Annotated in this window: 21 protein-coding genes; 17 read left to right on the forward strand and 4 right to left on the reverse strand. The window is 61.3% G+C overall.

From position 1 onward, the window contains the following. Nucleotide 1: 1 nt before the first annotated feature. The 8 genes from NA8A_RS10720 to NA8A_RS10755 all read left to right on the forward strand — a co-directional run bounded on the left by NA8A_RS10720 (nt 2) and on the right by NA8A_RS10755 (nt 8,189). On the forward strand, nt 2–802 hold the full coding sequence (locus NA8A_RS10720; RefSeq protein ID WP_009756522.1) for an ABC transporter permease: 801 nt from the start codon (nt 2–4) through the stop codon (nt 800–802). A 218-nt stretch (nt 803–1,020) separates the two neighbouring features. Next, nucleotides 1,021–1,425, forward strand: coding sequence for a RidA family protein (locus tag NA8A_RS10725; protein WP_009756523.1), 405 nt, complete (start codon nt 1,021–1,023; stop codon nt 1,423–1,425). A 218-nt stretch (nt 1,426–1,643) separates the two neighbouring features. Beyond that, entirely contained in the window at nt 1,644–2,753 is a 1,110-nt protein-coding gene (locus tag NA8A_RS10730) for a hypothetical protein (protein ID WP_040672359.1), read from the forward strand. Between the two features lie 31 nt (nt 2,754–2,784). Continuing rightward, nucleotides 2,785–4,725 carry an asparagine synthase (glutamine-hydrolyzing) gene (gene asnB / locus NA8A_RS10735; protein ID WP_009756525.1) on the forward strand — a complete coding sequence of 647 codons (1,941 nt, stop codon included), beginning with the start codon at nt 2,785–2,787 and terminating at the stop codon, nt 4,723–4,725. Nucleotides 4,726–4,748: 23 nt separating this feature from the next. Continuing rightward, nucleotides 4,749–5,024 (forward strand): acyl carrier protein, encoded by a 276-nt coding sequence (locus tag NA8A_RS10740; protein ID WP_009756526.1) that lies wholly within the window; start codon nt 4,749–4,751, stop codon nt 5,022–5,024. Between the two features lie 3 nt (nt 5,025–5,027). After that, nucleotides 5,028–6,560, forward strand: a complete 1,533-nt coding sequence (locus NA8A_RS10745) for a class I adenylate-forming enzyme family protein (protein WP_040672362.1) — start codon at nt 5,028–5,030, stop codon at nt 6,558–6,560. After that, on the forward strand, nt 6,557–7,546 hold the full coding sequence (gene nadE / locus NA8A_RS10750; protein ID WP_009756528.1) for an NAD(+) synthase: 990 nt from the start codon (nt 6,557–6,559) through the stop codon (nt 7,544–7,546). The genes NA8A_RS10745 and nadE overlap by 4 nt, the downstream gene beginning before the upstream one ends. 100 nt (nt 7,547–7,646) lie before the next feature. Next, nucleotides 7,647–8,189 (forward strand): RBBP9/YdeN family alpha/beta hydrolase, encoded by a 543-nt coding sequence (locus tag NA8A_RS10755; RefSeq protein WP_009756529.1) that lies wholly within the window; start codon nt 7,647–7,649, stop codon nt 8,187–8,189. Nucleotides 8,190–8,194: 5 nt separating this feature from the next. Here NA8A_RS10755 and NA8A_RS10760 read toward each other — a convergent pair whose 3' ends face one another. Continuing rightward, nucleotides 8,195–9,094, reverse strand: coding sequence for an aminotransferase class IV (locus NA8A_RS10760; RefSeq protein ID WP_009756530.1), 900 nt, complete (start codon nt 9,092–9,094; stop codon nt 8,195–8,197). 153 nt (nt 9,095–9,247) lie between these two features. On the opposite strand from NA8A_RS10760, the gene NA8A_RS10765 reads away from it, so the two are divergent. Next, entirely contained in the window at nt 9,248–10,159 is a 912-nt protein-coding gene (locus NA8A_RS10765; RefSeq protein WP_009756531.1) for a LysR substrate-binding domain-containing protein, read from the forward strand. Between the two features lie 142 nt (nt 10,160–10,301). Here the strand turns inward: NA8A_RS10765 and NA8A_RS10770 are convergent, their stop codons facing one another. Together NA8A_RS10770 and rocF are read right to left on the reverse strand one after the other, a co-directional pair. Then, nucleotides 10,302–11,390: an ornithine cyclodeaminase gene (locus tag NA8A_RS10770; RefSeq protein WP_009756532.1), complete on the reverse strand. Its 1,089-nt coding sequence runs from the start codon at nt 11,388–11,390 to the stop codon at nt 10,302–10,304. A gap of 3 nt (nt 11,391–11,393) precedes the next feature. Next, nucleotides 11,394–12,317 (reverse strand): arginase, encoded by a 924-nt coding sequence (rocF, locus tag NA8A_RS10775; protein WP_009756533.1) that lies wholly within the window; start codon nt 12,315–12,317, stop codon nt 11,394–11,396. A 123-nt stretch (nt 12,318–12,440) separates the two neighbouring features. On the opposite strand from rocF, the gene NA8A_RS10780 reads away from it, so the two are divergent. Then, on the forward strand, nt 12,441–12,893 hold the full coding sequence (locus NA8A_RS10780) for an Lrp/AsnC family transcriptional regulator (RefSeq protein WP_009756534.1): 453 nt from the start codon (nt 12,441–12,443) through the stop codon (nt 12,891–12,893). Between the two features lie 71 nt (nt 12,894–12,964). On the opposite strand, the gene NA8A_RS10785 is transcribed toward NA8A_RS10780, so the two are convergent. After that, the gene (locus tag NA8A_RS10785; protein WP_009756535.1) at nt 12,965–14,404 is read right to left on the reverse strand and encodes an NAD-dependent succinate-semialdehyde dehydrogenase; all 1,440 of its coding nucleotides are present in this window, start codon (nt 14,402–14,404) and stop codon (nt 12,965–12,967) included. Nucleotides 14,405–14,646: 242 nt separating this feature from the next. On the opposite strand from NA8A_RS10785, the gene NA8A_RS10790 reads away from it, so the two are divergent. The 7 genes from NA8A_RS10790 to NA8A_RS10820 all read left to right on the forward strand — a co-directional run bounded on the left by NA8A_RS10790 (nt 14,647) and on the right by NA8A_RS10820 (nt 22,180). Continuing rightward, a complete protein-coding gene (locus NA8A_RS10790; protein ID WP_009756536.1) occupies nt 14,647–14,847 on the forward strand; it encodes a YgaP family membrane protein in 201 nt (66 codons plus the stop codon). A gap of 10 nt (nt 14,848–14,857) precedes the next feature. Beyond that, nucleotides 14,858–15,202, forward strand: coding sequence for an ArsR/SmtB family transcription factor (locus tag NA8A_RS10795; RefSeq protein WP_009756537.1), 345 nt, complete (start codon nt 14,858–14,860; stop codon nt 15,200–15,202). A 64-nt stretch (nt 15,203–15,266) separates the two neighbouring features. Continuing rightward, nucleotides 15,267–16,163 carry an MBL fold metallo-hydrolase gene (locus tag NA8A_RS10800; protein WP_009756538.1) on the forward strand — a complete coding sequence of 299 codons (897 nt, stop codon included), beginning with the start codon at nt 15,267–15,269 and terminating at the stop codon, nt 16,161–16,163. Nucleotides 16,164–16,191: 28 nt separating this feature from the next. Then, nucleotides 16,192–17,997 (forward strand): SulP family inorganic anion transporter, encoded by a 1,806-nt coding sequence (locus NA8A_RS10805; RefSeq protein ID WP_009756539.1) that lies wholly within the window; start codon nt 16,192–16,194, stop codon nt 17,995–17,997. 183 nt (nt 17,998–18,180) lie between these two features. After that, a complete protein-coding gene (locus tag NA8A_RS10810; protein WP_009756540.1) occupies nt 18,181–18,753 on the forward strand; it encodes a GbsR/MarR family transcriptional regulator in 573 nt (190 codons plus the stop codon). Continuing rightward, a complete protein-coding gene (gene cydD, locus NA8A_RS10815) occupies nt 18,750–20,495 on the forward strand; it encodes a thiol reductant ABC exporter subunit CydD (RefSeq protein ID WP_009756541.1) in 1,746 nt (581 codons plus the stop codon). The genes NA8A_RS10810 and cydD overlap by 4 nt, the downstream gene beginning before the upstream one ends. Next, entirely contained in the window at nt 20,492–22,180 is a 1,689-nt protein-coding gene (locus NA8A_RS10820) for an amino acid ABC transporter ATP-binding/permease protein (protein WP_009756542.1), read from the forward strand. The genes cydD and NA8A_RS10820 overlap by 4 nt, the downstream gene beginning before the upstream one ends. Nucleotides 22,181–22,198: the final 18 nt, after the last annotated feature.

Below are 22,198 nucleotides of genomic sequence, written 5' to 3' on the forward strand. Positions count from 1 at the left end.
AATGTTTCAGGGTCTGCGTCTCGTCTTCGCAATCGCCGCGGTCACGTTCCTGCTCGCTCCACTTCTGGCGATCCTTCCGCTTGCCTTCACGTCGAGCGTGTTCCTCACTTACCCGATCCCCGAATTCTCGATGCGCTGGTTCGACGTGCTGTTCACGGCCGCATCGTGGAAGCGGGCGATCCTGAACAGCCTTATCATTGGCGCGGGCACCACAGTGCTGGCGACCGTGCTCGGTACCATGGCCGCTTTGGGCTTGCGCAACTGGCGCCTTCCTTTCAAGGGTACGGTGCGCACGCTTTTCCTGCTTCCAATGGTGGTTCCGGCTGTCGTTCTCGGTGTCGGCATGCAGGTGCTTTTCGTGCGGCTCGGGATAGCTTCGAGCTATGCCGGCGTCATCGTGGCCCACACCGTCGTCTCGATACCATTCGTGGTGGTGAGCGTGATCGGTGCGCTCGGCGGCATTGACCGGCGCGTGGAACTGGCCGCCAGCAGCCTCGGCGCGTCTCCCCTCACCGTGTTCCGCAAGGTCACCCTGCCGCTGGCAATGCCCGGTATCCTGTCCGGAGCTGTTCTCGCTTTTGCCACTTCATTGGACGAAGTGGTGCTCACGCTCTTTGTAGCAGGTCCCAATCAGCGCACGCTCGCGCGGCAGATGTTCGCCACGATCCGCGAAAACATCAGCCCCGCCATTGCCGCGGCAGCCTTCCTGTTCATCGTGGGCACGATCCTTCTCGCAGCCATCGGCCTGATCGTCCGCAGACAGGTCGCAGCCCGTCGCGGGCTCCAGAAATCGGAATCTTAAACGTCCTTCATCCCGTCAAAAGGGCGCACGGTGTTACAGTTCGAGCAGCTTTGAAGGCATTTGCCTTGGGGCTGCTTGACTGCTGTGAGATCAAGCCACCGGTCCTCCCCACCAACGGGCAATAGCCGCACAGTCCCGTGGGGGAGTACAATGGATTTTTTTTTGAAGCGGTTCAGTGCTGCCATGAAACGATGAACCGCCCCACGGGAGGTGAACCCATGCGTTTCGACAGAGAATTGATCTCAAACGGAAACCCGATGGAAGCCATTGTCGGTTTCAGCCGTGCGGTCCGGGTCGGCCCCTTCATATCGATAGGCGGAACCGCCCCCGTGGGCCTGGACGGCAAGACCGTCGGCGTTGGTGACGTCGCAGTTCAAACCCGGCAATGCCTCGAGATCATCAAGGCCGCACTTGAACAGGCAGGCTCCAGCCTGAGCGATGTCGTGCGCACCCGTGTGATACTCACCGATATCGAGAACTGGAGATCCGCCATCGATGTGCGGAAGGAATATTTCAAGGATATCCGGCCTGTGGATACGATCATGGCGATCAAGCGTTTTGTGAACCCGGAATGGCTGGTGGAAATCGAGGCCGACGCGATTGTCGCCGGCTGGCAAGGATAATCACAAGACCAATATTTCCAGAGGCTTATTCATCGCTCATCCATAGTCTGACGGAATATTGTTATAGTTTATTGCGTCGCAATCTACGTGACATTCCATCAGATTCTCTGTATAAACAATTACGGAAAAGAAAAGCACTAAAAGACTTTCTAAACATCTCCGGTGCACAACCACGGCATTGATTCCCAGGCGTGCTCTCTAAACGTCAGGATTGGCCCGTGAGTGAAATTCGACCGCTGGATTTGCAGGATGTTCCACAAGTCGCGTCCATGTTCATGCGCGTTCTGCGCAAGGAGCCCGGAACGCCATCGTCCGGCCTCGTCGATTATCTGAGCCGTATATTCCTGGAGCCGCCCGGCCATGATCCTGAAATCGTCTCTCAGGTTCATGTTCGCGATGACGGCTCGGTCTCCGGTTTCATCGGCGTCATTCCCCTTGCCCTGACGCTTGAGGACCGTCCGCTGCGCGCGGCGATCGCCAGCACCTACATGGTGGAAGACCACGAGAGCGATCCGTTTGCTGGCGCTCGCCTCCTGCGCGGGTTCCTTGCGGGACCCCAGGATATTTCACTCACCGAAACGGCCAACGACATTTCCACCACCATGTGGCGGAAGATGCGCGGCACGGTTCTGGCCGATTACAGTCTGGAATGGCTGCGCGTCATCCGCCCGGCCGCCTTCATGATCGAGGCGGCAGCCAGGGCAACGCGCCTCGCCCGCCTGGCATCGCCGCTTGCCCGCCCCTTCGATGCTCTGATCCGCCGGAGCCCCGATGAAGCGGCCTGGTCGCATCTCTCGCCGGCCGTGCACGGGAACCGTCTGCTGCCCGGAGCAGATATCGACGACGACGAAGCAGCCTGGCTTCTCCGGCATTTTTCATCCGACTTTCCCATGCGTCCCGCATGGAAGGAGGAGGATCTCGCAGCGATGGTGGTCCATTCACGCAGCAAGCCGAATTACGGATCGATGGTACGTCGCAAGGTATCGAGCCGCTCGGGCTCTCCTGTGGGCATGTTTCTCTATTATGGGAATAAGGCCCGCATCGGTCGTGCAATCCAGATTCTGGCTGCTCCCGGCCATGAGGGCGCGGTAATCGACGCCATGCTCGCCGATGCCGACCAACGTGGCCTGGCAGCCTTGCGGGGCCGCACCCAGCCCGCGCTTTTGAACGCCATGCTCGGCCGTCGTTTCAGTTTCGTTCATTCGGCATCCAGTATCGTTCATGCGCGCGATACGTCTCTGGTAGCGCCTTTTCGCTCGGGTCAGGCATTTTTCAACGGCTTTGCAGGTGAATCATGGACCCGTCTGATCGGCGGGCGTTTCGACTGACAAAGGCCGGAGTTTCGGGGGGAAGACGATAATGTGCGCAATCGCTGGCTTCTTCGGAGAAGGGTTGTCACCCCGTGAGGCGAACGGCCTCCTCAAGTCCATGGCTGACACGCTCGCCCACCGCGGTCCGGATGCAGAAGGCCTCTTCACAGGCAAAGGCGTCGGCCTCGCTCATCGGCGGCTGGCCATTGTCGGCCTGTCAGACGGTCTCCAGCCCATGCAGAGCGCTGATGGCGATCTGTGCCTCAGCTACAACGGAGAAATCTTCAACCATCTTGAATTACGCGCCGACCTGGAAAGCAGGGGACATCGTTTCCGCACCGGCAGCGACACGGAGGTGATCCTCCATCTCTACGATGAGATGGGGCCGGACTGTGTGGAAATGCTGAATGGCGATTTCGCCTTCGCGCTCTGGGATCGTCGCCTTCGACGGCTCATGCTCGCGCGCGATCGCATGGGGGTCCGTCCCCTTTATCACACACGCCATGAAGGTCGTTTCTATTTCGCCTCCGAGGTGAAGGGACTTCTGGAAATACAGGGCATCGAAGCCAAGCTCGATCCGATAGCCCTCGACCAGATATTCACCTTTTGGGCTCCCCTTGCCCCTCGCACGGCCTTCGAGGGCATCAAGGAGTTACCCCCCGCCCATATCATGCTTGTCGAGGAAGGCCGCGTCGAGGTCCGACCCTACTGGCGTCTCGAATTCGGGTTAGATGCACACACCGCCCCAAATGGGGAAGACACCGAAGAAATACGCGCCTTACTGTCCGATGCGACCCGCATCCGTCTGCGGGCCGATGTGGAGGTAGGCGCCTATCTTTCGGGCGGCCTTGATTCCGCATTGATCACGACACTTGCAACCCCCCTGGCGCCCGCAGGGCTGCGCAGCTTCGGCATAGGCTTCGACGAGGAGGAATATGACGAGACACCGTTCCAAAGCATCATGGCATCGAGACTCGGCATCCGCCATGAGCACCTCGTTTGCGGGCAGGATGAAATCGCCTCAGCTTTCGCCGATACCATATACCATACGGAACAACCGGTGTTGCGCACCGCGCCTGCGCCCCTTCACCTTCTGTCGCGCTTCGCTCGCGGCAAGGGCATCAAGGCTGTGCTTTCCGGTGAAGGCGCCGACGAAATATTCGCAGGCTACGATATTTTTCGCGAAGCGCGCATTCGCAGATTCTGTGCTCGCCAGCCCGCTTCCCGCTTACGGCCGCATCTGTTTCGCCGCATCTACCCCTATCTGACAACGCTGCAAAAGCAGACACCGGATTATCTCGGCGCCTTCTTCGGCGTTGGAGCCGATAACCCGGAGGATCCCCTCTTCTCGCACCGGCCGCGCATGCGCGCGACAACAGGCGCCAAACTGTTTTTCGGCGAAGCCTTGCGTGAGCGCCTGAAAGGGTATGACGCAGCCGATGAGATGGCCTCTCTTTTGCCGCCCGAGTTCACCCGATGGCATCCATTGGAACAGGCCCAGTATCTGGAAACCCGCTTCCTCCTGCCGGGATACATTCTTTCCTGCCAGGGAGATCGCGTCGCCATGGCCCACAGCATCGAAACGCGCTACCCCTTTCTCGACCACCGGTTGGTGGAAGCGGCAGCCCGCCTACGCCCTGAGACCAAGCTGCGGGGCCTGCGGGAAAAACACGTGTTGCGCGAGGCGGCACGAGACTTGCTGCCGCACGAGATCGCAAACCGCTCCAAACAACCATACCGCGCGCCTGAAAGCGTCGTTTTTTCCGGTGAAGCCGGCGCCCATCTCCGCACGCTTCTTTCAGAGAGATCGATTGGAGAAAGCGGTCTTTTCAATCCGCGCGCCACCGCAAAACTTCTGGAGAAAGGCCAGCGCTCCCCGCTCGCCGGCTTCCGGGATAACGCCGCATTCGTCGGCATATTATCGACCGAGATTTGGCACAGGCACTTCACCCACAAGACCATGCCGACAGCCGCGCCCCTGGCTGTCTGACAGTTCGTTTCAGAGGGAAACCCATGTCTTCTTCAACCAAGGCGGAAATCCGTGTCTTCATCATCGAGAATTTTCTCTTCGGTGATGAAACCCAGGCGCCCGGCGACGAAGTATCGTTGATCGAGAACGATATCGTCGATTCAACCGGTATTCTCGAGCTCGTCGCCTATCTGGAAGAGCATTTCGGGATCGCGATTGCCGACCCTGAAATCGTTCCGGAAAACTTCGACAACATTGCACGGCTCGCCGCATTTACCGACGGCAAGCTTCGGCACGGATTGGCCGCCAAGGCGTCCTGAGCGATGCGGATGGAACATACGCTGGCCGAAACCGCTCGCCTGAGCCCCGACGCAACAGCCATCGTGGATGGCGACACGCGCCTGACCTACCGCGAACTCGAACGTCTCTCGGGCACGCTGGCCGCCGCGCTGCAACAGCGCGGCGTTGGACCCGGCGACCGAATTGTGTTGTTTCTCGATAATGGCTGGCGCACCGCCCTCACCATCTTCGCGGCGCTGAAGGCCGGCGCGATCGTTTGTCCAGTCAACCCCTCGGTAAAGGGGGCGGGGCTGAAACACGTCATCGCCGATTGCAACCCTCACACGCTGATCTGCAAAAGCAGGCATTTGCCGCTTGTCGAAAGCGCAATACAAATACCCCTCCCGCCGCGTTGCATCGTGAGCGACAAGGAAGGGAGAGACAGCATCGAAGGTCTTTCAGAGCTTCTTGCCACCGAGCATGATTTTCACTCCATTCCCGACGATGCGGAAGCGCTGGCGTTCATTCTCTACACATCCGGCTCCACCGGTCAGGCCAAGGGTGTGATGATGAGCCACGCCAGTGTGGACGCCGCCTCGCGCATGATCGCGGATTATCTGGAAAGCACCGACACGGATGTGATCCTGAGCGCCTTGCCACTCACGTTCACCTATGGTCTCTATCAATTGCTGGTCACGATCCGCACAGGCGGTTGCCTCGTGCTGGAAAAGAACTTCGCCTTTCCCCACGCACTGCTCGAAAAAGCACAACGCGAAAAGGTAACCGGCCTGCCGCTGGTTCCCACAATGGCGGCGATGCTCGTGCAGATGCAGGAAGTACCCGCAACCAGCCTGCCCCGGCTGCGCTACATGACAAATGCCGCATCGGCGCTGCCGGCAGCGCATATCAGCTCACTGCGCAGGCTTTTCCCGCAAGCGCGCCTGTTTTCCATGTACGGCCTCACCGAATGCGCGCGTGCGACCTATCTTCCTCCCGAAGAGATCGACCGCCGACCCGATTCCGTCGGCAAGGCGTTGCCCGGAACACAGGCGTTCGTCATCGACGACAACGGTCACCCCGCTCCCCCCGGCACAACAGGCGAGCTCGTGGTCCGGGGACCGCATGTAATGAAAGGCTACTGGAACGCTCCGGAAGCAACTGAGCGGGCATTGCGCGCCTTGCCGGACGGGGAAGGCAAGGCGCTTCACACGGGCGATCTCTTCTTCGCGGACGACGACGGCTTCCTCCATTTCGTCGCACGCCGCGACGACATCGTGAAGGTGCGTGGCGAGAAAGTCGCGCCAAGGGCGGTTGAAGCCTTTCTCACGGGCCTTCCCGGCATTGGCGAAGCGCTGGTCTATGCTGTGCCCGACCCGCTCCTTGGGCACAGGCTGGAAGCGCTTGTGGTGCCAACGGACGACACCCTTTCCATCAACGGTCTCTTACGACATTGCGCCAGACATCTCCCCGACACGATGGTGCCCAAAGGCATCGGATTTCGAAAGGAATTGCCCAGGACGGCGAGCGGAAAACCCAGCCGGCGTCTTGCGGCCATGGAGGCAATGCAACGATCATGACCGCCAGAAGCAAGCCCTTCTCCGCCGACATTCTGAAACTGGACGTGGCCACAGAAGCCGAGCGCATCGTCCATTGGATGCGCTCGGAACTGCGTAACGGCCTGCGTAAGCGCGGCCTCGTGCTCGGTCTTTCGGGGGGCATCGATTCCAGCGTTTGCGCAGCGCTCGCCACACGCGCTGTCGGGCCCGACCGGGTTTTCTGCCTTTACATGCCCGAGCGCGATTCCGATCCGGAAAGCCTCCGGCTTGGTCAGGACGTTGCTTCCGCATTCGGCCTTTCAGGGGCGATCGAGGATATCGGCCCGATGCTCGACGCCATGGGCTGTTACGAGCGGCGCGACGCCTTCATTCGCCAGGTGGTTCCTGACTACGGGGAAGGCTGGACCTCCAAGATTGTGATCGACAACGCGCTCACCACCAAGGCCTACAACATCTCCTCTCTGGTCATCCGCCGTCCTGACAGGCAGATCGAGAAGCATCGGCTGCCACCCGATGTCTATCTGGGAATCGTGGCCGCCACGAACATGAAGCAGCGCACCCGCAAGCAGCTCGAATATTACCATGCCGACCGGCTGAATTTTGCTGTTCTGGGCACACCCAACCGATTGGAATACGATCAGGGCTTCTTCGTGAAGAATGGCGACGGAGCAGCCGACATCAAGCCAATAGCTCATCTGTACAAGTCGCAGGTCTACCAGCTGGCCGAATATCTGGGCATACCCTGCTCCATTCGCTGCCGCACGCCCACAACCGATACGTATTCCCTGCCGCAGACCCAGGAAGAATTCTATTTCGCCCTGCCCTATCGCGAGATGGATCTGTGCCTCTACGGTCTCAACAATGGCATTCCCGCAGCGAAAGTCGCCACCGCCTGCCGGCTGAGCGAACGCCAGGTCGGGCTGGTATGGCGCGACATAACCGCCAAGCGCAAGGTTGCCCGCTACCTGCAACTTCCCCCGCTCCTGATCGAGGAAGAACTGGAATGAAACGGCTTGTCAGACGCATGAAAAACACTCACGCGCCTGACCGGATGAATGTGCCTAAGCTCGACCTCAATTCCTGATTGTTCAGACATTGGAGGTGACAATGCAGGCTCCCGTCATCGTTCTTCCCGGCATCGGTGGCTCAGGCATCGAGCACTGGCAAACTCACTGGGAAGCACAGGATCCGTCCATGAAGCGTTTCGCCCCCGCCAGCTGGGATGAACCGGAGCTCGAGCAATGGATCGTCGCACTGGATGAAGCCGTTGCGGAGGCCGGCGCGCCGCCGCTTCTGGTCGCTCACAGTCTCGCCTGCCTGCTCGTCGCCCATTGGGCGGAGCGAACCGCGCAGAAGCCGCGCGGCGCATTTCTGGTGTCGGTTCCCGATGCCGACGGAGAGGTCTTCCCTCCGCAAGCCGCCTCCTTTCGCGATCCCCCCATGCATCCACTTGGATTTCCGGCGCTGATCGTGGCAAGCACCGACGATCCCTATGGAACACTCGATCACGCGACGTCCTGCGCCATCGCCTGGAGCGCAGGGCTGGTGGTGGCCGGCGCGCTCGGCCACATCAACGGTGCCAGCCGCCTCGGCCATTGGCCGCAGGGCATGGCTCTGTTTTCCGCTTTCCGGTCGGGGGCGGGAGGATAGCCGTATCAGGCCGCGTAAGGGCAGGCCCGGCGGCGGGTGGAAGCCTCGAACATCGCCATCAGCTTGCCGGTCACCTCCCCGACAGGCCAGCGCATCACCCGCTCGGACATGGAGAGTTCCACCACCGGCAGAACCTCCACGGAGGTTCCCGTAACGAAAACCTCATCTGCGGCAGCCAGCAGGTCGAGAGACACGGTCGCCTCCTCGACCTTCAGCCCAAGGCGGCGCGCAAGACCGAAGACATGGTGCTTCGTGATACTGTCGAGAAAGCAGTCCGGCTTCGGGGAAATCAGCGTATCGCCGCTGAGCAAAACGATGTTGGTGGCCGTGGTCTCGGCGACATTGCCCTGCGCATCCAGCATAAGCGCGTCGTCATAGCCGTCCCCGGCAATCGCGTGGCGGGCAAGCGTTCCGATCATGTAGAGACCCGAGCATTTCGAGGCCGTGGGTGCGGTTTCGGGCGTAGGGCGGCGCCAATCGGCAAGGCGCATGCGCAGACCGGTCGTGCCCTTGCCCTGACTTGCCGGCGTTGGCCAGTCCCAGGCCGCAATCGCCACATGGATGCGTGCATCAGGGGCAGCCACCGAAACGCTTTCGGCACCGCGCCAGGCGAGCGGGCGGATGTAGCAATCCTGAAGCTCGTTTGCCCACAACACGGCTTCGGTCGCCTTCATCAGCTCCGTCTTCGTCCAGGGAAGCGCAAATCCCAGGATCTCCGCGGAGCGGGCAAAACGGTCATAATGCGCGCCGCTCAGGAAGACATCCCGGTCATAGGCGCGAATGCCCTCGAAGATGGCTCCACCCATATGCAGTGCATGGGTCAGGACATGCAGTTCCGCCTCACGCCACGGAACAAGAGCCCCATCCAGCCAGATGAAACCGTCACGATCCGCAAAATTCATCATCTCTCCACCTTTCGGCGCCGTTGCTTCGCAAAAGCTGACGGTAAACGGAGCAGCAAGGCCAGTGAGCACTTCTCACCAGCCGGTGAGTTTTCATCACCGCTTCGCAAAACTGGGCCATTCCGGCAGGCCGAAGAGAAATGCTAGAAAGGAGGCATGGACAGCCAGACACCGATATCCATGCGCCTTTCCGTTCCGCTCAATGCGTTGCGCGCCTTTGAAGCGGCCGCCCGGCATCTGTCGGTCAAGGAAGCCGCTCTGGAACTTAGCGTGACGGCCTCCGCGGTAAGCCATCAGCTTCGCATTCTGGAAGATTGCCTCGGACTGGAGCTGATGCGCCGCAACGGCGCCCGTCTTGAACTCACCGAGACGGGGCAGATGCTGGCGCCCGAGCTTACGGCAGGTTTCAGCCGCATCGTCCAGGCGGTCGAGAACCTGCGCCAGGATCGCACGAGCGGCCCCCTGCGCCTGTCCATGCTGCCGACATTCGCCGTGCACTGGCTATCGCCCCGGCTGATTTCCTACCCGTTCGACAGGGCAGGCTTCGAGCTCCTGATTTCCACGACACAGGCCCCCGTCGACCTTGCAGCTGGCGTCGCCGATGCCGCAATACGCCACGGAAAAGGGGAGTGGCCCGGTCTCCTCTCCGATCTTTTGTTCGACGAGACCGTTGCCCTGCTTGGCCCCCCTCATCTCACTGGTGGCAGCGAAGAAGCGTTGCGCAACGCGATTGGCGAAGCCAATCTCTTTCTCTCTCAACACCGGCGCGAGGCATTCGAGGAATGGAATGCGACATTGCCCGGAGGCCCGGTCAGGCCGGCCGCCATCACGATTGTCGATTCGGCGGGGCTTGGTCTCAAGGCCGCAATCGACGGTGCAGGGATCACCCTTGCCGGAGCGGAAATCGCCGGCGCAGATATTGGAGCAGGCCGATTGGTCCCGTTCTTCGATCACCGCATTGCAGGCGGGGGATACTATCTCGTCTATCCGCGAGCCCTGGAACGGGACCGTCGGATCAGAAATCTGCGCCAATGGCTGGTTTCGGCAACCCCGGGTCGGACCCGTTAACGCAGGTCTCCCGGAAATGGAAACCGGTTCCGGGATAAAGACATGCGTAAGATCAGGAGCTTAAAGCGTAGGGAGCGAATCTGAAAGATCGCGACACGCTTTAAGGCGTTATGCGAAAAACGGACGATGGAACGCGCCTTCCTCAGACCCCTTGGCGCTTCGCCAGCAGGGAAGAACCGGGAAAGCGCAGCAGCATTCCAAACAGATCGCGGGGCTCGTCTGGATCTGCCAGAAGATCGAGATCGACATAATGCGAGGTGCCCGAAAGCTTGTCGCGCACATATCGCAGAGCAGAGAAATCCTCCGTGGCAAAACCCACGGAATCGAACAGCGTGATCTGCCCTTTGTCCCGGCGCCCCACAGCCCTGCCCGCGATCACCCGCCACAATTCCTGGACGGGATGCCCGGCGTCGAGCTGCTGAATCTCGCCCTCCACACGGGTTTGCGGCGGATACTCCACGAAAATATCGGACCGCAGGAGAATATCCCGGTGCAGTTCGGTCTTGCCGGGACAGTCGCCGCCCACAGCATTGATGTGCATCCCTGCGCCCACCATGTTGTCGGTCAGGATCGTGGCATATTGCTTGTCCGCGGTGACCGTGGTGACGATCTCCGCCCCTTCCACTGCCTCCTGACCGCTTGCGCAAGCAACGATCTCGAAGCCGAGGCCGGCAAGATTACGCTGGCATTTCTCGGTCGCGCCCTGGTCGATGTCGAACAGCCTTAACCGGTCGACGCCCAGTAGGGCCTTGAACGCCATCGCCTGGAATTCGGCTTGTGCGCCATTGCCGATGATTGCCATGCAGCGCGCCCCCTTCGGTGCCAGATATCTGGCCGCCAGCGCCGATGTCGCTGCGGTGCGCAGGGCCGTCAGAATGGTCATTTCCGATATCAGCAGCGGATAACCCGTCTCGACATCCGCATACACCCCGAAGGCCGTGACCGTCTGACGGCCATCGCGCGTGTTCTTGGGATGGCCGTTCACATATTTGAAGCCGTAGTGCCGCCCGTCGCTGGTGGGCATCAATTCGATCACCCCTTCACGGCTGTGCGAAGCCACCCGCGGCGTCTTGTCGAAATCCTCCCAACGGCGGAAGTCCTCTTCGATATAGGCGGCGAGTTCCTTGAGAAATCGCTCCACACCGATTTCCAGAACCAGCTCCATCATGTGATGGACGCTGACGAAGGGAACGAGATTGAGGTGGCGGTCGGCTATGGGGACGGTAGGCATGGTTCAGTGGCTCCTTGTCGGGCGATCCATGATGCGGCGGCCCATCAGACTTGCAGTGAGATCGACGAGAAGGACCGCAGTGCGCCCGCGCTCGTCCAGAAAGGGATTGAGTTCGACGAGATCGAGACTGCTGACGAGTCCGCTGTCATGCAGCATTTCCATGACGAGATGCGCCTCACGGAAAGTCGCACCACCGGGCACCGTCGTGCCGACGGCCGGTGCGATGGACGGATCGAGGAAATCCACGTCGAGGCTCACATGCAGCATGCCGTTCTGACCGGCCACGCGTTCGAGAAAAGCGCGCAGAAGCGGCGCGATGCCGTACTCGTCGATGGCCCGCATGTCGTGCACGCTTACCCCCGCTTCATGCAGCGCGCACCGCTCGGCCGGGTCGACACTGCGCAGGCCAAGCGTGCAGATGCGCGTCGGATCGACCGGTGCGGCAAGCTCAGGAAAATATCCTTCAAACCCCGCCTGCCCCGCCGCATAGGCAAGCGGCACACCGTGAAGATTGCCGCTTGCGCTCGTCTCGAGCGTGTGAAAATCGGGATGCGCGTCAAGCCACAGCACGAAAAGCGGACGACCTTGCTCTGCTGCGCGACGCGCCACGCCTGAAACCGAGCCGGCAGAAATGCTGTGATCACCCCCAAGAAAGATCGGCATGGCGTCGGCGCTCGCCGTATAGGCAATCTCGGCGATGGCCTGCGTCCAGGCGCAAATCTCCGGCAAGGCCTTGAGCGCTGCGTTGCCATGGGCAAGCCCGGGCCGCGCCAGCGCCGGCGCCACCGTTCCCATATCGGTGACATGATGACCAAGTTCCGATAGCGCCGCGCCAAGGCCTGCTGCCCGCAAGGCGCTTGGTCCCATGTCGCATCCCATACGTCCGGCGCCGTCCTGAACCGGGGCGCCAACCAGCCGGCAATGCATTCATTCACCCTCGATTGCTACACATCAAGTTCAGCGCAAAGCCGTGGCGAAATGAACAAACCAATTTGCCAATATTGCAAAAATTATCTATCGTTTTGGCATATCAAAGATACAAAATGATCGATGGACCCGCTCGACGAAAAGCTCATCACACTTCTCCGGCACGATGGACGGCGAGGCATTTCCGACCTGGCGATGGATCTGGGCGTTTCTCGCGCAACCGTGCGCAACCGTATGGCCAGGCTGGAACAGGCCGGCGCAATCCTCGGTTACACGGTGATCCTGCGCGCCGACGCGGTGGATTCGCCCGTGCGCGGCATCATGATGGTGGAGATCGAGGGGCGCGTTGCGGATCGCGTCGTGCATGCGCTGAGCGGCTTTGCCGAGGTTTCAGCGATCCACACCACCAACGGGCGGTGGGATATCATCGTCGAACTGGGGGCCTCGACCCTGACGGATCTCGATGCGGTGCTGCGCCGCATCCGGCTGATCCCAGGCATCACGGGCAGCGAGACCAGCCTTCTTCTGGCCACCCCGCACAGCACCCGCGCGCGTCTTTCCAATACCCCGAAATGAAAACGCCGGGGCGTGACCGCCCCGGCGTTTTCCAAAAACTCTCTGAAGCCAAAAACTCTCTGAAGAATGCCTCAGAGCGACTGGGTGACGAACTTCGTCGACAGATAAGCCTCGATCGCCTCGGAGCCGCCTTCCGTGCCGTGACCTGAATCCTTGATGCCGCCGAAGGGCACTTCCGGCAGGGCCAGACCGTTGTGATTGATGGTCGTCATGCCCGCTTCAATCCGCAGGCCGAGATGCTGCGCGGTTTCGCCCGAGCCGGTGAAGGCATAGCTTGCAAGACCGAACGGCAGACGGTTGGCCTCTTCGATCACCTCATCGAGCGTCGAGAAGCGGCTGAAGACGGCGATCGGGCCGAATGGTTCTTCATTCATGATACGCGCGGTCTTCGGCACATTGGCGATGACGGTAGGTTCGAAAAAATTACCCTTGTTGCCAATGCGGCGGCCACCTGTCTTGACCTCTGCTCCGGCCGAAACCGCATCGGCGATCAGGTCCTCCAGAGCAGTGATGCGGCGCTCGTTGGCGAGCGGTCCCATCTGCGTGCCATCCTCAAGGCCGTTGCCGACCTTGATGTTCTTGGCAACCTCGGTAAAGGCCGAGACAAACTTGTCGTGCACCCCGTCCTGGATGAGGAAGCGGGTCGGCGACACGCAGACCTGACCGGCATTGCGGAACTTCGAAGCCGACAGAACCTTCACGGCCTTGTCGAGATCGGCATCGTCGAAGACGATTGCGGGGGCATGGCCGCCAAGTTCCATGGTGGCGAGCTTCATATGCTGGCCGGCCAGCGCAGCCAGATGCTTGCCCACCGGCGTGGAACCGGTGAAGGAGATCTTGCGGATGACGGGATGCGCGATCAGATATTCCGAGATTTCAGCCGGCACGCCGTAGACCAGATTGACGACACCGGCCGGCATGCCCGCATCGACGAACGCACGGATGAGTTCGGCGGGAGAAGCAGGTGTTTCCTCAGGCGCTTTCACGATGATGGAGCAACCGGCAGCGACCGCGGCGGAAAGCTTGCGCACCACCTGGTTGATCGGGAAATTCCACGGGGTGAATGCGGCGACCGGTCCCACAGGAAGCTTGATGGCCATCTGCATGACGCCTGGCGCGCGCGCCGGAATGATCTGGCCATAGGTGCGACGGGCCTCCTCCGAGAACCAGTCGATGACGTCGGCTGCCGCCATCGTTTCCATCTTGGCCTCGGCAAGCGGCTTGCCCTGTTCGCGTGTCATGATGCTGGCGATGGTGTCGGCCCGCTCGCGCATGAGATTGGCGGCCTTGCGCATGATCTTGTAGCGCTCGAATGCCGGCGTCTGGCTCCAGATCTTGAAACCCTTCTCGACAGCGGCCACGGCAGCTTCAAGGTCCTTACGTGTCGCGTGAGCAACCTCGCCGATCTTGTCTCCGGTCGCCGGATCGACCACGTCGATGGACTTGCCCTCGGCGCCGTCGCGCCACTCACCGTCGATCAGAAGCTTCGTTGATGGATAGTTGCCGCTCATGCTGGTCACGGTTTGGCCTCCTGTTCAATCTGTTCGTATGAAGTGCTGATTTCCGGCGGAAAAGCCGGGCGCTGACCCGTGTGAGAATGCAGGTAAGCCCCCCGCCTCCACAGCGCAAGTGTGGAATAGGAAATAGAGAAAACATAATAATTGCAATTTTTCGATTGCATTTTTTTGCAATTATGATTTCCTGTCTTCCAAAGCCCTCCCAAGGCCGCTCCATGGAACGGAAGGAAACCGTTATGACTAGAAATATCGGTGGTATCGACCGGGTTCTACGCATCGTCGTCGGCCTCGTTCTCCTGTCCCTGATCTTCGTTCTCGAAGGCAATGCTCGCTGGTGGGGCCTGATCGGCATCGTACCGCTGGCAACCGGCCTCATGTCATCCTGCCCGCTTTATTCGCTCCTCGGCATGAGCACCTGCCCGCTCAAGAAGAGCTAAGCGGCAATCGATGAAGCAGCTTCTCTCCTGCGAGACTGTCGGGATGAAGGCCCACGTGGGCGAAGCATCCGGCTTCCTGAAGAAACTGTCCAATCCGGACAGGCTCCTCATCTGCTGCGCACTCACCGACGGCGAACGTTCGGTGAGCCAGCTTGAGGAATTGCTTGAAATTCGCCAGCCCGGACTGTCCCAACAATTGAGCGCATTGCGCGCAGCCGGTCTCATAGTCGGGCGGAAGGAAGGCAAACAGGTTTATTACCGGCTCGCCGATCCGCGCATTCGCACCTTCATCGCCACGATGCACCATCTGTTCTGCGGGCAGGAAATCGAGGCGACTGCCCTTACCGGCATCTGACCTCGCCCGACCGCCACACTTTTGGCCGGACTTTCCTCCGGCAGGAAATGCTTTGGAGAACGCCATGTCCGAACCGATCCCCTTCAATGCCGATCTTTCGGTTGTCCCCGAGGTCGTGCCATTCTTCGATGAAGCAACCAACACCATCAGCTACATCGTGCGCGATCCGGCCACGAATGCGTGCGCAGTGATCGATTCCGTAATGGATATCGACTATGCGGCAGGCCGCATCACCCATGACGGGGCAGACAGGATCGTCGCCCATATCCGTGAACAGGGCTGGACACTCGAATGGCTGATCGAGACCCATGTCCATGCCGACCATCTGTCGGCCGCCCCCTATATCCAGCAGCAGTTAGGCGGCAAGCTCGGTATCGGTGAAAACATCACCATCGTGCAGGACACATTCGGTAAGATCTTCAACGAAGGAACCGAGTTCCAGCGCGACGGCTCGCAGTTCGACCGCCTGTTCGTTGATGGCGACACCTATCAGATCGGCACGATGACCGGCCATGTTATGCATACGCCCGGCCATACGCCCGCTTGCATGACCCACGTCATCGGCAATGCCGCTTTCGTGGGCGACACGCTCTTCATGCCCGATGGCGGCTCGGCCCGCGCCGACTTCCCCGGCGGAGACGCCCGCACGCTGTACCGTTCGATACAGCGTGTGCTTTCCCTGCCCGGCGACATGCGCCTCTTCATGTGCCACGACTATGGCCCGAACGGCCGCGACATCCAGTGGGAAACCAGCGTCGCCGATGAGAGGCAGCACAACATCCATGTCGGACATGGAACGAGCGAAGACGAGTTCGTCGCCATGCGCGAGGCGCGCGACGCCACCCTTTCCATGCCCAAGCTCATCATTCCATCGCTGCAGGTCAACATGCGCGCCGGCCAGATGCCCCCCAAGGACAAGGATGGGAAAACCTTCCTCAAGGTACCGGTCAACACGCTCTGACCAACGCCCGAGTGACGAGACCTGTGCCATGAATGGACTTGCCCGATATTTCCCCATCCTCGACTGGGGCCGGACCTATGATCGCTCCGTTCTGACAAGCGATCTCGTGGCAGCGGTGATCGTAACGATCATGCTCATTCCGCAATCGCTGGCCTATGCGATGCTGGCCGGCCTGCCACCGCAGATCGGCCTCTATGCCTCGATCCTGCCGCTGGCCGCCTATGCGCTGTTCGGAACGAGCCGCACGCTGGCCGTCGGCCCCGTGGCCGTGGTGTCATTGATGACGGCTTCAGCGGTGGGGCAGATAGCCCAGCAAGGCACGGCGGATTATCTGACGGCCGCCATTCTTCTGGCCCTTCTGTCGGGCGGCATGCTCGTACTGATGGGTATTTTCCGGCTCGGGTTCCTTGCAAATTTTCTCAGCCATCCCGTGATTTCCGGCTTCATAACCGCCTCCGGGCTTCTGATCGCCTCAAGTCAGCTGAAGCACATATTCGGCTTGTCGGTAAGCGGCGACACGCTGCCCGCCATTCTGGGCGGGCTGGCGCTCGGAATCGGCGAAACCAATCCGATCACGCTTGCCATCGGCATCGGGGCTGTCCTGTTCCTCTATCTCGCGCGCACCAGATTGAAGGGCATGTTTGCCGCCATGGGACTCAAGCCCCGGCTTGCCGATATTCTCACGAAGGCCGCTCCCATTCTGGCCGTAGCCGTGACGATACTCCTGGCGAATGCCTTCGACCTCGGCGCCCATGGTGTCCGGCTGGTGGGAGACATTCCCCGCGGTCTTCCCGTACCGGGGCTGCCCTCGATCTCGTTCGATCTTGTCGTGACGCTGGCTGCTCCAGCCTTTCTGATCAGCGTCATCGGTTTTGTGGAGTCCGTTTCGGTCGCCCAGACACTCGCCTCGAAGCGCCGCCAGCGCATCGTCCCCGATCAAGAACTGATCGGCCTCGGTGCTGCCAACATCGCCTCCGGCATTTCCTCCGGCTACCCCGTAACCGGAGGCTTTGCACGCTCGGTCGTCAATTTCGATGCCGGCGCGGAAACGCCCGCTGCCGGCTTCTTCACCGCCATCGGGATCGCACTTGCCACTCTCTTTCTGACCCCGCTCCTGACCGGTCTGCCTCAGGCGACGCTCGCCGCCACGATCATCGTTGCCGTCCTGTCCCTGGTGGACCTGAAGGCCATTGCGCGTGTCTACGAATATTCGCGGGCGGATTTCGCCGCCATGGCTGCGACCATCCTCGTCACCCTGCTATGGGGCGTTGAGCCCGGCGTCGTCTCGGGCGTTCTGCTTTCGCTTTCACTGTTTCTCTACCGCACGAGCAAGCCTCACATGGCGGTCGTGGGCCAGGTGCCCGGTACGGAGCATTTCCGCAATATCGATCGCCACAGCGTCATAACGGATCCCTCGATCCTCTCCATACGCGTCGACGAGAGCCTTTATTTCGCCAACAGCCGCTATCTCGAAGATCGCATCGCCAAGCTGGTGGCCGATTGCCCCGCAGTGCGCCATGTGATCCTGATGTGCCCGGCAATCAACGATATCGACGCCAGCGCCCTTGAAAGCCTCGAGGAGATAAACCACCGCCTCAAGGATGCGGGCATTGCCTTTCATCTGAGCGAGGTCAAAGGGCCGGTCATGGACCGCCTGAAGCGAGCCCATTTCCTGGAAGAACTGACCGGCCGTGTCTTCCTGAGCCAGTTCGAAGCGGTTTCGTCCCTGAGGAATGGGACGGCGGCTTCACCTTCTCTTCAATCTGCGCAAAATGACCAACCGCGGCGGGATGATGTGACGCTCGTTCTGAGGCCCGATCCCTCCCTGCCCTGATGCCGCGACAAATAGGCAGCTTGTGACATGCTCCTCATCGCCATACATAAATTTCAGAAATTTCTGAAATTACCGGATTCCAGAGCGCGGACGCTGGTCCGCATCACCTGAACGCCGTGAAAACAAAGGGCCGGCCGCCTTGCCTTGCAACGCTCGACGAAAGCGACCGGGAGACGAACAGCCATGAACCTGCCTCCGATCATTCAGTCATTCGTGCTGCATTTCGGTGAAATGGGAAGCCGCTGGGGGATCAACCGCACGGTTGGGCAGATATACGCCCTTCTCTATGTTTCCGAAGAACCGCTTTGTGCAGACGATATCGTCGAGGCGCTCGGCATCTCGCGATCCAATGTCTCGATGAGCCTGCGCGAATTGCAGGCGTGGAATCTCGTCATCATGCGCCATCTTCCCGACGACCGGCGCGACTTCTTCACCACGCCCGACGACATCTGGCAGATCCTGCGCACACTGGCCGAGGAACGAAAGAAGCGCGAGGTTGACCCGACACTTTCCGTCCTGCGTGAACTTTTGATGCAAAAGGCTGGTAACGAGCAGGAACGTTATGCACAATCGCGTCTGGCCGAGATGAACACGCTGATCGAACAGCTGACCAACTGGTATGACGACGTGAAACGCCTCGATACGGAAAGACTGGCGACACTGCTGAGTCTTGGAGCCAAGGTAACGAAGCTTCTGGACGCCAAGGATCGTATCGTCTCCATCGGGCGCCGGCGCGCGGAGCCTGACGAACGATGACGAGCGTCGACGCCACGATCGGCCAGCGGCGCGACAAGCGCAAGGCCAGCGCCTCCTCTCATCTTCCCGATGCGCACAAGGCAGCCGAAAATGTGGTCGAGAAGGTGAACGTGACAGCTCTCGTCCTGCAGACGACAGCCTCCCTTCTTTGGATACCGCAAGCCGGCCTCCTGAGCATTAGCGTCGGAACGATTGCCGCCGGCGCCGGATTTCACGCAGCACTTTGGCCTGCCCTTGGCATTTTTCTTCTTGGCGCACTGCGCGCCATTGCGGATGGCGCGGGCGCGCGCCTTGCCTTCCGCGATGCACGGTCGCGTTTGTCCGGGATGCGCGAAAAGGCGGTAGAAACTGCGGCCAGCGCTTCGCCCCTCGATACCGGACGCGCCGCTTCGGGCCTTGTAGCCAGCACACTTGCCGAACAGGCCGAAGCCGTCGTGCCCTATGTGGCAAAGTTCCGCCCGGCGCGCTTCAAGGCGATGATCGTGCCTCTCGTCATCCTCGCCTGCGTTTTCGCGTTGTCCTGGACCGCGGCTCTGATCCTGCTCGTGGCGGCGCCGCTTATTCCGATCTTCATGGCACTAGTGGGCTGGCGCGCCAAGGAAGCAAGCGAAAGACAGCTCGCCGAAATGGGCGACATGAACGCCTTTCTGCTCGACCGTCTGCGTGGCCTTGCCACCATCCGTTCCTTCGGGGCGGTGGACGGCACCGCCACCCGGCTGCGCCGGAATGCGGAGGATTTGCGCCGCCGCACGATGGCAGTCCTGCGCATCGCCTTTCTCTCATCCGCCGTGCTGGAGCTCTTCTCCGCCCTCGGCGTGGCAATGGTTGCCGTCTATGTGGGCTTTCATCTGCTCGGAGAGCTCGATTTCGGCGCCTGGGGCGGCAAGCTGAGCCTGGCTCAGGGCCTGTTCATTCTGCTTCTGTCGCCCGCATTCTTCGAACCACTACGCGAACTCTCTGCCGTGTGGCATGACCGCGCTTCCGGAAAAGCGGCTCTCGAAGCCTTGCAGAAACTGGCTGCACCCGGGCGGCCCTTGCCCGATGCGCTCAGCGCCGCTCCCCTTGCACAGGCTGAAACGCCCGCCTTGTCGGTCACCGTCGAAGACCTGCGGTTCCGCTTCGATGAGGAAGCCCCTCTCGTTTTCGACGCCTTCAGCCTCGATGTGAAACCGGGCGAACGCATCGCCCTTCTGGCACCGAGCGGCGGCGGCAAATCCACGCTTCTGGCACTTCTTGCCGGGCTGGCGAAAGCCGATGCGGGCACGATCCGTATCGGCGGCGAGCCGATGCAGGAGCGCACCGCCGCCAAGCTTCGCAGCCAGATGGCCTGGGTTTCGCAGGAACCTCATCTCTTTGCAGGCACGCTTCTCTCCAACATCACGCTCGGCCGGCCCCTCGAAGCCGCAACGGTGGAGAAAGCAATTGCTGCCGCACGCCTTGCTCCATTGGCGGCGGCACGCGGCAACATCCCCATCGGGGAAAACGGCCTTGGCCTGTCCGGCGGCGAAGCCTTGCGCCTCGCGCTGGCGCGCGCTGCCGCTTCCCCCGGCGCGGGTCTCATCCTGGCAGACGAGCCGACGGCGCATCTCGACAGCACGACAGCTTCGGGAATTACACAGACCCTGCTTGATATATCGGTTGGCCGAACGCTCATCGTGGCGACGCACGATCCTGAACTTGCGTCCCGCATGGACCGGGTGATCGTTCTCGGGCAGCCCGTGATCCAACGGAGCCGGCCATGATCCGCGACAAAAATCTGCGCGCCGTCGCCAGCCTGTTCCTTGCGGGTAATCGCCGCCATCTCGCCGCAGGCATGGCCTTGTCGCTGTCGACGGTTCTGGCCGGCATGGCGTTGCTCGGCCTTTCGGGCTGGTTCATCACGGCAACGGCCATCGCCGGGCTGTCGCTGGGAACGGCTCTTGCGTTCGATGTGTTCGCCCCGTCCGCCGGCATTCGATTTCTCGCACTTGCTCGCACCGCGGCACGCTACGGAGAGCGTATCGCAACCCATGACGCGACACTCGCCATCCTGGCCGAATTGCGCGAGCGGCTGTTTCGCGGCTGGGCCGAAGCGCGCGCGGCACGCGCCCTCATCGCCCGGCCCGCACGCCTGCTCTTCAGGCTGACGGTCGACATCGATGCTCTCGACACGCTCTATCTGCGCGTCATGGTGCCGCTTCTGTCGGCAATGGGTGCGGCTCTCGCAGCCGCGATAGCGCTGGGCTTCCTGTCCCCCCTTCTCGGTCTTGCGACCGGGCTCTTCCTGCTCACTGCCGGTCTCGGCGTTCCCGTCCTGGCAGCACGCATGGCCCGCAAACCCGCCCGCCGCCGCGCGCACGCACTCGAGGCGCTGCGCGCCCGCTCAATCGACCTCGTGCGCGGCCAGACCGAACTCGTCATGGCAAACCGCGCCGGCGCACAACGCGCCGCGATACTGGCCGCAGACAAACGCCTTGCCGAAGCGGACGACGATCTGAACCGTATCGAAGCCGGCAGCGGCGTTGCGCTCGGCATTGCCGGATCTGCCCTTCTGGCCGCAGTTCTTCTGGCAAGCGCCCAATTGGCGCAAGCCGGCGCAATCGGCGCGCCTGCCGCCGCCTTTGCCCTGTTGATCGGATTGACGGCCATAGAGCCCTTCACAGCCCTGAGGCGCGGTGCCGTCGAAATCGGGCGTGCAATGCTGGCCGTGCGCCGCATCGGCCCGCGATTGCGCGTTCAGGAGCGGGAAACGCCCGCCGCCGGACAGTCCTGCGATGGTTCGATACGCCTCGCCCATGTCAGCGCACTCCACACAGGCTGCGATCATCCGGCCCTTTACGATCTTTCCCTGAATATCGCGCCCGGCGAGCGGGTGGCGCTCATCGGCGACAGCGGTGCGGGAAAATCTTCGCTTCTGGCACTTCTCGCCGGCGAACTGATGCTCACGGGCGGCAACATCGAAGCCTCGCCCGCAACGCTTCTCACACAGCGAACCGAGCTTTTTCGTGACACTCTGGGCGGTAATCTGCGGCTGGCCGCACCGGCTGCCACAGATGCCGACCTCCGCCTCGCCCTCGAAGCGGCGGGCCTTGCCGAATTCGTGGACACTCTACCGCTTGGCCTCAACACCCTGCTTGGCGAAGGCGGCGCGGGCTTATCAGCCGGTCAGGCGCGCCGGCTGGCGCTTGCGCGCCTTCTATTACGCGGAAGCCCCGTCTGGCTATTCGATGAGCCCACCGAAGGGCTCGACGGCAAAACCGCGCGCGATGTCATTGCTCGTGTCTTTGCAAGGGCCGGGCACCGTACGCTGATCGTTGCAACCCATATCCGCCGCGAGGCGGAAGGCGCAGACCGCATTCTTCTCATGGAGTGCGGACGCGTGATCCGCGACGCCCGCAGGGGCAGCGCAGAATACCAGGATTTGCTGGTCGGTCTCAGACCCGACTGAGCATGCTCCAAGAGCCAA

This window comes from Nitratireductor indicus C115 (assembly GCF_000300515.1).
GTDB classification, from domain to species: domain Bacteria; phylum Pseudomonadota; class Alphaproteobacteria; order Rhizobiales; family Rhizobiaceae; genus Nitratireductor; species Nitratireductor indicus.